This window comes from Streptomyces sp. NPDC020597 (assembly GCF_044335095.1).
Taxonomy (GTDB): Bacteria; Actinomycetota; Actinomycetes; order Streptomycetales; family Streptomycetaceae; genus Streptomyces.
Genome location: NZ_JBIRUL010000038.1, coordinates 57110 through 65042 on the forward strand (window position 1 = coordinate 57110; position 7933 = coordinate 65042).

The window sequence follows — 7933 nt, forward strand, 5'->3', positions numbered from 1 at the left end:
CGAGGGCCGGTTTCCCAACCTTGGGAAACCGGCCCTCCGGCGTTCGCGCACGCCCGCCCGGCTACTCCTGGAACTCCTTGCTCTTCACGCCGTAGAACGTGGGCTTCGCAGGCCGGACCGTGGACTGCTCCAGCGTGTCGGCGAGCGGAGCGAACGTCTCGCTGCGCCGGACGACGTTGAGGAACTTGCCCAGCGCCTCCTTGTCCTCCCACAGCTCCGACACGGTGCTGAAGATCAACGACTTCAGTTGCTCCAACTCGGTCCCGGCCTCGGTTGCTGCCACGCTGTGTCCCCTCCTGGTCATCGGAACGATCAGCCAACCAACCGGCGGCCCGCGCCCGCAAGATGGCCTTCGGCCAGGGGCCGGTCCAGGATGCTGTGGGTCCCGATCCGGTGCCACACGATGTGACGGGCCCCGGCAACTACCTCCCGGCCGTAAGACCACGTCGCGCGCCCGTCCGGAGCCCAGGTGAGTTCGTAGACGCCCGGGGCACAGCGCACTCCCTCGATCCGTAACCCGGGGCGGAACTGGCGGCCGGGACGCAGGTCGGGCACGAACGCGTCCAGGACGACACGGCGGAAGCGCCGGCGCTGGGCGGGGGTGAGGTGCTGGAGGTCGGCGGTGAAGCGGGGGAGGGTCTCGAAGGTGGGCACGGTGGTCTCCTCCGGGCAGCACGACGAAGCCCCCGGCGGGTGCCGGGGGCTGCTGTAGGCGGTGCTCGTTGGTGGTGGCGTCCTTGGTTCTCGGTACTGCTCAGTGGTGCGTGTTGGTGTCGTCTGGGACGTGATGTGTGGGCTGCCGGAGAGCGATGACATTCGCTTCCGGTCTGGGGCCGCGTCCCGCCTGACGGGCGCCTGAGAAGAAAGTTCGGCCGCTGCTCCCGCCTGGCGGGACGTGCCGCTGATCGGCCTTTTCTTGCAGGTCAGAGCCGTGTGGCGTGGTCTGTATGACAGTTGATATCAGGGTCATCCGGGCCGGTCAGATGTACCGCTACTACTTGCGCGAGACCGTTGTCGGTGATGGCCGCCGCCCGGCGCGCACGCCGCTGCGCGTCGCCCAGGAGCAGGCCGGGGTCCCGGTCGGGCGATGGATGGGCCGCGGCCTGGCCGTGCTCGGACTCGCGCCGGGGGAGGAGGTCACCGAGGCGCAGCTGCGGAACCTGTTCGGCGAGCGGGGCCGCCACCCGGACGCGGACCGGATCGAGGCCGAGCGGCTCGCCGCGGGCGACTCCCCGAAGAAGGCGTTCAAGGCTGGCGCCCTCGGACGCCGGGTGACGGTCACGGGCGTCGACTTCGTCTTCCGGCCGCAGCCGACGATCTACCTGTTGTGGGCGCTGGGCGATGAGGAGACCCGTCTGGTGATCGAGGCCGCGCACGAGCGGGCGATCGAGCGGGTGCTGGAGTGGATCGAGGACGAGGTAGCCGTGATCCGGTACGGCAAGGACGGCATCTACCGGGTGCGGCCGCCCGGCGGTCTGGTCGCCGCGCGCTTCCGCCACTACGAGGCACGCTCCGGCATGCCGCTGCTCCATGACCACCTGCTGCTGTCCGTGAAGGGGCAGCGTCTGGACGGGAAGTGGGGCTCGATCCACACCCTGGCCCTGCACGAGAACACCGTGGCCGCATCCGCGCTCTACAACGAGCTCGTGGCCGCTGAGGTCTGCGAGGCGCTGGGGCTGGCGACCGAGCCGCGCACCGTCACCCCGGGGCGCCGGCCGGTGATGGAGATTGCCGGGGTGCCGCACGAGCTGATCCGCTGGACCTCCCGGCGCAGCGACCAGATCGCCGCCTGCCTCGAGGACCTGGAGCACGAGTACGTCACCGCCGTCGACGACGACGGCGAGCTGAAGTTCCTGCCCGTGGTCTCCGAGCGGGCCCGCGCCAAGCTGAACGGGATGGCCGCCCGCAAGACCCGCCCGCCCAAGCACAAGACCCGGCCGCTCGCGCAGCTGCGCAAGGAGTGGAAGGAGAGCGCGATCCGCACCTCCAAGGTGGCCGTCGGCATCATCAACTCCCTCCTCAAGTACGCCCGCGCCGCGGCTGTGGCGATCCGGGCCCGGGTCGCCGCCGTGGTCGATATAGCGTTGGCGGCCGTCGACGTCGCCGCGACCGTGTTCGTGATGAACGAAGGCGGCCGCTTCCACCGCCGGCACCTGCTCGCCGAAGCCCGCCGCCACCTCGCCCTCGTCCTGCGCGGCCGCCGCCGTGACCCCGGCCTGGACGACCACATCGTGGCCGCCGCCATCTCCACCCACTGCCTGGACATCAGCGAGCCGAAGACCGTGCGCGGTCTGGAGGCCGGCTACCGCCTCTACACCGCCCGGTGGTCCCTGTCCGACCTCCCCGCCCGACGCCGCCCACCCACTCCCGCGCCCGACCCGGACCGGCAGCCACCGGCCGACCCCGGCGAGCCGGCCGAACACCGGTCCCCGGGCCGGGATGCGGGGGAGTGGGAGATCCCCCGCATCCCGCTGCAGTACGAGCGCGCCGTCCTCGCCGGCGCGGTGGTGCGGGAGAAGCTGCGCACCGCCACCGCCACCGCCGTGCGGGGCCGGGCGTACGACGTCGTCGCTCACCAGCAGGCGGCGATGCCCGAGCAGCTGCTCGCGCCCCAGCCGGCCGACCCCGAGCACGACGACCAGGAGCAGGAGCCCGGCCGCCGCGAGGCGATGGACCTGACGGCGCTGCGGGCTCTGCGGGATTCCCGCACGGACGTGGAAGCCCTCGATCTCACCGCCGAACGCCTGCGCCATCTCGGGGAGGCATTCACCGCGGCGGCCGACCGGGCACGCACCACGATGAACCGTTACGCGCGCCGCGACGACGCCGATACGGCGCACCCGGTGCGCGAGGACGACCAGCAGGCGCACCGCCCACAGCAACCCGGACCGCACCGCGGCCGGGAAGTCGGCCACTGAACGCACCCGATGGCGCGCACCCGGTGCGGTGGTGCGCACCGACGATGCCCCGCCTCCACTGCACCGAGTGGAGTCCACCGCCTGGGAGTGGACGCCACCGCGCTCGGCATCCACTCCACTGAGTGGAGCCCACCGGGTGGAAGTGGACGACACCGACGGGAGTGGGGCCGTGCATCCACCCGGTGCGTTTCTCCTTGACCTCAGCTCAGGTCAAGGAGAAACGCACCGCCTCCACCGCCTCCACCCGCGCCCACTCCACCGCACCGCTGTCCACCCGGTGCGCACCACTCCCGCGCGCCGGCCGCACCGGTGCGCACCACCCACCGAGTGGATGCGCACTGGATGGACGGTGGTGCGCATCGTGGTGCGCACCGGATGGACGCGATGCGCACTGGTGCGCACCACCGCACCAGTGCGCACCCACCCGGTGCGGTGGTGCGATCAGTGGTGCAGAGCCACCACGTTCTCCACCACCGCGCAGGCCCGCGCCACCTGTTCATCGCGCAGCGCCCGTAGAGCCGGGACGACGTCCTTCGGTGCGTCGGCGAGGACCTGGCCGACGAAGTGCGCGATGGTGCGGGCGATCCCCGGCGCGGCAGCCGCGGGGGCGTGTGTGGCCCACTGGCTGATCGCCATCAGGTAGATGACGCCGACCTCGTCCAGGACGAAGGAGTCGGCGCAGGGCTCGGTGTCGTCGGACAGCGCGGTCACGGGGAAGACGATGAGTTCTGCGATGGCCGGCAGCAGCCCCGGGAGCTGCTCAACCTCGGGGGCGAGCCGCGCCGCCGTGGCGTCGTCGCTGGTCGCCACGGCCAGGACGTAGTCGAAGCCGAGCTGGACCAGGTGCGGGGGCAGTGAGGGAACGATCGGGGACATGAGCAGCTCCTGACGTACGGTCGCCGTGCCGATCACGGCGACTGACCCGAATGCTCACGCCGGGCCCCTGTGGATAAAGGCCGGAGATCTCACCCCCTCTCCAAACCGGTGCGAAATGGTGCGTCAAGTGTCGAAGCGGGCCCCCTTGTCGAGTGTGGTCGGGCCGACCGTGACCCCTTGTCGAGTCGTGGTCGGCCTGACCACGGACCCCTTGTCCGATGCGGCGCGGGCCGCCAGGAGCGCACGTTTCTCCTTGACGGACTTTGCTACCGGCCGCCGTCAGGTCGCGGACAAGGGGTGGGCGCTCACGATGGCCGCCACGCGCCCGCAGGAGGGGCATGCAGCGGCCACCGAGCCATCGGGGCGGCTCTGCCTCGCGCGGGTGTGCCACCGGCCGTCACAGGGCTGGTGGAGGACGCCACGACGCAAGGGAGAGACCGCCGATGATGGCCCAACACAGGCGCCCGCCGTACCCTGACCGGACCGCCGACCGGCGAGCCGCGCGCCCCGCGCCGGGAGGGCTGGTCGGCCGGGCAAGCCGCCGGAGTCTCCTGCCGCCGGCGCTTGCGATCCCACTGCCGTACCCACTTCCGTGCCCGGCACGAGCGCGGACCGCATTTCCCCTGGCCACCATGGCTTTTCCAAGCTCCAGCGCGTCGTCACAACCCTCTTCTCTCCTCCTCTCACTGACCAAGCCCTGGGAAATAGGTGGGGGTGGGGTGTCAGTGGTGGAGGCGATCATCGGGTTCAGGGCGCGCCTGGTGCCCTCTGCGGCCGGGGGCCGGCGCCCGGCCGGTGGCCGGACGCGGACGACGGGAGGGCGGGGCTGATGGCGAAGCGCAAGGTGAACGAGGCGGGATCGTCGACCGGGCACCGTGCCGATGCGCTGCGCGCGCTCGGGGTGCTCAAGGCCGCGACGGCGGACCAGATACAGCGCCTGTCCTCACCGCACCTGACGTACCGGCACACCACCAAGGAGACGGCGGCCAAGCGGAAGGAGGCGCGCACTGCCTCCCATCGCGGCGCGCTCAACGATCTGCGACGGCACGGCCTGTCCGTCGACGGCGGCCGCACCCGAGGCGGGGAGGAGGTGCGGCTGCTTACCAAGGACGGGCTGGCCGCTGCCGGCCTCGAGTTGGACCGGGGGCCGGAGGAGATGGGCGGCATGCCCAAGAGCGCGGGCCGCTCGGGTGCCTCGCACGCGATGACGGTCAACGAGACGGTCATCGCGATGATCCGACCGAAGCCCGACCTGGATCTGGTGGCCGGTGAGCCGGCCGAAGCCGTCGCGGCCGCCCGGGCCTGGGTCGACGCGCCCGACGGGATCGGCAGCATCACCTCCTACGCCACCGAGGTCGCCCTCCCGGCGACCGGCACCTGGAGGAATCCCGGCGTGGGCTGTGCGTGGGCCGACATCGTCCTCACCGCTCCGGAGGTGGGGCTGCCGCTGTTGTTCATCGAGGCCGACAACTGCACCGAGGAAGCCCCGATCATCGCGGCCAAGTTCGACAAGTACATGCGCCACTTCCACCGGAAGGTGAAGGACACCGACGGCAAGGACAAGCCGATGTGGCGCACCCGCTGGTCCGTTCCTGCTCCTCAGTGGGGTGACGCGACGCACCCGCCGGTCCTGCTCGTCTTCCACCAGGTCGGCAAGCGGACCGCGCGGACGCAGATGGAGCGGGTCGCCGAACTCACCCGCGAGCACTGGCAGGGCCAGTGGGCCGAAGGCGGCTTCCGCATCTACAACGGGAAGATGCCGATCGTGGCGACCACGCTGGAGCTGCTGCGCGAGCACGGCCCGGCCGGTCCCGCGTTCCGGCGCTTCGGCCGCGACGTCGACCAGAACCTCTGGGATGCGATCGGCAACCCCCGTCGGGATGCCGGCGTCGCCCGCCGTGCCGAAGAGGGGCGGCGCCGTCTCGCTCAGGAAGCCGCCGAACGCGAGGCTCAGCGCCCGGTGTGCACCGACTGCGGGACCAAGTTCACCGACACCCGGTGGAAGGCCAGCATCGCGGTTGACTGGGGCCGCGGGGACAGCCACCCGCATCTGTGCGACGACTGCAAGGCGCGCGTGCTCGAGGCGGAGCGGCAGGCGGAACAGGCCGAACGTGAGCGCCAGGAGCAGGAGCGCCGGGAGGCGGAAGCGGCGCAGGACTCGAAGGCCGGCGGCTGGCTCGGACGCTGGCGCAGCTGACCCGGCAGCGCGGGCTTGCCCAGGACCACCTGGGCAAGCCCCCGTTGTCGGTGGCGACTGCGAGGCTGAAGGGCATGGACAGCGACGATGAGCAGCTGCTGCGCGGCCGGATCTACGGAGCCGACCACGATCACCCGGGCCCGAAGCCGGGACGCAGCTATGCCGAACTGGTGGGCGGACCCTTGGACGGACTGCTGCTCGACATCACCGGCTGGAGGCCGGAGGAGATCGACGACGGTGTCTCCCTCCTCACCGAGCTCGGGCAGTTCGGCCCCGGCGGCCGGGCGCTGTACGACCCGCGCCCCGGCGACCCGGCCCGCTGGGACTGGGGCGGCGACAGCCCCTGACGGCCCGCCACTCGGTCGGGTGAAGACACCACAGCGGCGGAACTCTCCCCCGGCGCCCGGGCGTAGTGCCGTACATGAACCCGATCAACGAGGCACACGTGAGCGAGCCGGGCCTGGTCGTCGTCGACGTCGCGGCCGCCGACGACGCCACCGCCCTGGCCTTCCAGCAGCTGCTCGCCGATCGGTGGGCGACATCGCCCGCACAGCACACGACGCGGGACGCGGGGGAGGCCGGCGTACGGCTGCGCTGCTACCTGGACTTGAGGCAGCCGGTCGGCTCGGATACGCAGGCGGACATGCCGTAGGTCGTCTCAGAGGTACAGCGGTGACGATCGCCTGTCAGGTGGTGCGGTCCCCGGCCAGCCGTCGCTGTGCGGCGCGTTCCACGAACGGTTCCAGGCCGCTCTCGGGGTGCAGGTACACGTAGCGGTCGGCGGCGTGGATCTGCACGGCGTTGAGGCGGTCGACGAAGGACCGGGGGACGGTGAGCGTGACGTCCTCGGGGCCCAGGGACAGCAGGTGCTTCGGGCCGATGGGAAGGATGAGAGTCTGAGCGTCACCGAACGCCATGCCGTATATGGTGCGGCTTTCCTTCACGGACAGGGTCAGGGCCGGGTTGTCGCCGATCAGGAACTGGCCCGTCTCGGGCGTGATCACCTCCAGCCGCCGTGTCGACGCCAAGTCCCGCATTTTGTGGAAGGTGTCCTCGATGCTGGTGCGGAAGAGCTTGCCGCTCTCGCGGTCGCGCATAACCGTGGACCGTTCGATGAGGCGTTCGGCGAAGGCGCCCAGGGCAGCCGGGCCGGACAGATACAGGCCCGTCTCGCGCAGTGCCTCGAGGCGCAGCTGCTCCGGATACTGGGTGAGCACCTTGGCGAGCAGGCGTGTTCGGGCCCGCTCGACCGAGTCGGTGTGCACGTCGCGGTAGTGGAGCGACCGGACGTAGTGGAGCACGACCAGGTCGCGCAGCACGTCCACGTGAAGAGGGTCGGCGAACGGAGTGCCGGCGTGCACGGCGGCGAGCGCTGGAGGCACGCGCCTCTCCACGTCGCCCCACAGTGCCTCAACGGATGGGGAGTCGACGGCGACGAAGTCCTTGACCCAGCCGCATCGGCTGGTGGGCATCCGCTTGTGCACGCGTCCGGGGTTGTGCAGGTCGAACGGGAGCAGCTGCAGGCTGCCGTCCTTCGGCTCGGGCGCCGTGAACTCTGTGAGCAGGACCTGGGATATGAGGTGCTGCCGCGATGTCTGCTGTGCTGTTCCCACACGCCGGATTCTGCCAAGTGCCCCTCGCCACCCGCTCAGAGTTTCCCGGCTGCCGATCCGCAGGGTCACCGGTCAGTGCAGCCGGACCACGGTGACGACCGAGTGCCGGGTCGTGCCCGCCACGACCTCCACCACCACGTCACCGGCGGCGGGGGTGTAGGTGTCGCCGGCCTTCGTGGACGCCCGCCCGGCCTGGGGGACCAGGTGCGGGCCGACGGTCGACGCCGACATGGGCTAGGCAGTTTCGTTTGGATCTGTCGGTCGTTGGTCCGGGTGTGCCGTTGACTGACGCGCAGTGGGCGCGGATCGAGCCGTTGCTCCCGGACCGC

General features: G+C 71.2%; 9 protein-coding genes. 4 read left to right on the plus strand and 5 right to left on the minus strand.

Annotated features, from left to right (window positions below; genetic code table 11):
- Window positions 1-61 precede the first annotated feature (61 nt).
- Together ACH4ZA_RS36410 and ACH4ZA_RS36415 are read right to left on the minus strand one after the other, a co-directional pair.
- Window positions 62-283, minus strand: a complete 222-nt coding sequence (locus ACH4ZA_RS36410; RefSeq protein WP_381326948.1) for a hypothetical protein — start codon at window positions 281-283, stop codon at window positions 62-64.
- A 29-nt stretch (window positions 284-312) separates the two neighbouring features.
- Window positions 313-654 carry a hypothetical protein gene (locus ACH4ZA_RS36415; RefSeq protein WP_398433397.1) on the minus strand — a complete coding sequence of 114 codons (342 nt, stop codon included), beginning with the start codon at window positions 652-654 and terminating at the stop codon, window positions 313-315.
- 293 nt (window positions 655-947) lie between these two features.
- On the opposite strand from ACH4ZA_RS36415, the gene mobF reads away from it, so the two are divergent.
- The gene (gene mobF, locus ACH4ZA_RS36420; protein ID WP_398433398.1) at window positions 948-2918 is read left to right on the plus strand and encodes a MobF family relaxase; all 1971 of its coding nucleotides are present in this window, start codon (window positions 948-950) and stop codon (window positions 2916-2918) included.
- A gap of 441 nt (window positions 2919-3359) precedes the next feature.
- On the opposite strand, the gene ACH4ZA_RS36425 is transcribed toward mobF, so the two are convergent.
- Window positions 3360-3794, minus strand: coding sequence for a hypothetical protein (locus ACH4ZA_RS36425; RefSeq protein ID WP_398433399.1), 435 nt, complete (start codon window positions 3792-3794; stop codon window positions 3360-3362).
- An 829-nt stretch (window positions 3795-4623) separates the two neighbouring features.
- Between ACH4ZA_RS36425 and ACH4ZA_RS36430 the strand changes: the two genes are divergently transcribed.
- The 3 genes from ACH4ZA_RS36430 to ACH4ZA_RS36440 all read left to right on the plus strand — a co-directional run bounded on the left by ACH4ZA_RS36430 (window position 4624) and on the right by ACH4ZA_RS36440 (window position 6643).
- Entirely contained in the window at window positions 4624-5991 is a 1368-nt protein-coding gene (locus ACH4ZA_RS36430) for a replication-relaxation family protein (RefSeq protein WP_398433400.1), read from the plus strand.
- Window positions 5992-6065: 74 nt separating this feature from the next.
- On the plus strand, window positions 6066-6338 hold the full coding sequence (locus tag ACH4ZA_RS36435; protein ID WP_060886185.1) for a hypothetical protein: 273 nt from the start codon (window positions 6066-6068) through the stop codon (window positions 6336-6338).
- Between the two features lie 74 nt (window positions 6339-6412).
- Window positions 6413-6643 (plus strand): DUF6207 family protein, encoded by a 231-nt coding sequence (locus ACH4ZA_RS36440; protein ID WP_398433401.1) that lies wholly within the window; start codon window positions 6413-6415, stop codon window positions 6641-6643.
- 34 nt (window positions 6644-6677) lie between these two features.
- Here ACH4ZA_RS36440 and ACH4ZA_RS36445 read toward each other — a convergent pair whose 3' ends face one another.
- Together ACH4ZA_RS36445 and ACH4ZA_RS36450 are read right to left on the minus strand one after the other, a co-directional pair.
- Window positions 6678-7604 carry a DUF4238 domain-containing protein gene (locus ACH4ZA_RS36445; RefSeq protein ID WP_398433402.1) on the minus strand — a complete coding sequence of 309 codons (927 nt, stop codon included), beginning with the start codon at window positions 7602-7604 and terminating at the stop codon, window positions 6678-6680.
- A gap of 72 nt (window positions 7605-7676) precedes the next feature.
- Window positions 7677-7835: a hypothetical protein gene (locus ACH4ZA_RS36450; RefSeq protein WP_398433403.1), complete on the minus strand. Its 159-nt coding sequence runs from the start codon at window positions 7833-7835 to the stop codon at window positions 7677-7679.
- Window positions 7836-7933 lie beyond the last annotated feature (98 nt).

Excerpts from the sequence above, each read along its gene's own strand:
- mobF (WP_398433398.1), top strand. The coding sequence starts at position 948 with ATGACAGTTGATATCAGGGTCATCCGGGCCGGTCAGATGTACCGCTAC.
- ACH4ZA_RS36425 (WP_398433399.1), bottom strand. The coding sequence starts at position 3,794 with ATGTCCCCGATCGTTCCCTCACTGCCCCCGCACCTGGTCCAGCTCGGC.
- ACH4ZA_RS36430 (WP_398433400.1), top strand. The coding sequence starts at position 4,624 with ATGGCGAAGCGCAAGGTGAACGAGGCGGGATCGTCGACCGGGCACCGT.
- ACH4ZA_RS36435 (WP_060886185.1), top strand. The coding sequence starts at position 6,066 with ATGGACAGCGACGATGAGCAGCTGCTGCGCGGCCGGATCTACGGAGCC.
- ACH4ZA_RS36440 (WP_398433401.1), top strand. The coding sequence starts at position 6,413 with ATGAACCCGATCAACGAGGCACACGTGAGCGAGCCGGGCCTGGTCGTC.
- ACH4ZA_RS36450 (WP_398433403.1), bottom strand. The coding sequence starts at position 7,835 with ATGTCGGCGTCGACCGTCGGCCCGCACCTGGTCCCCCAGGCCGGGCGG.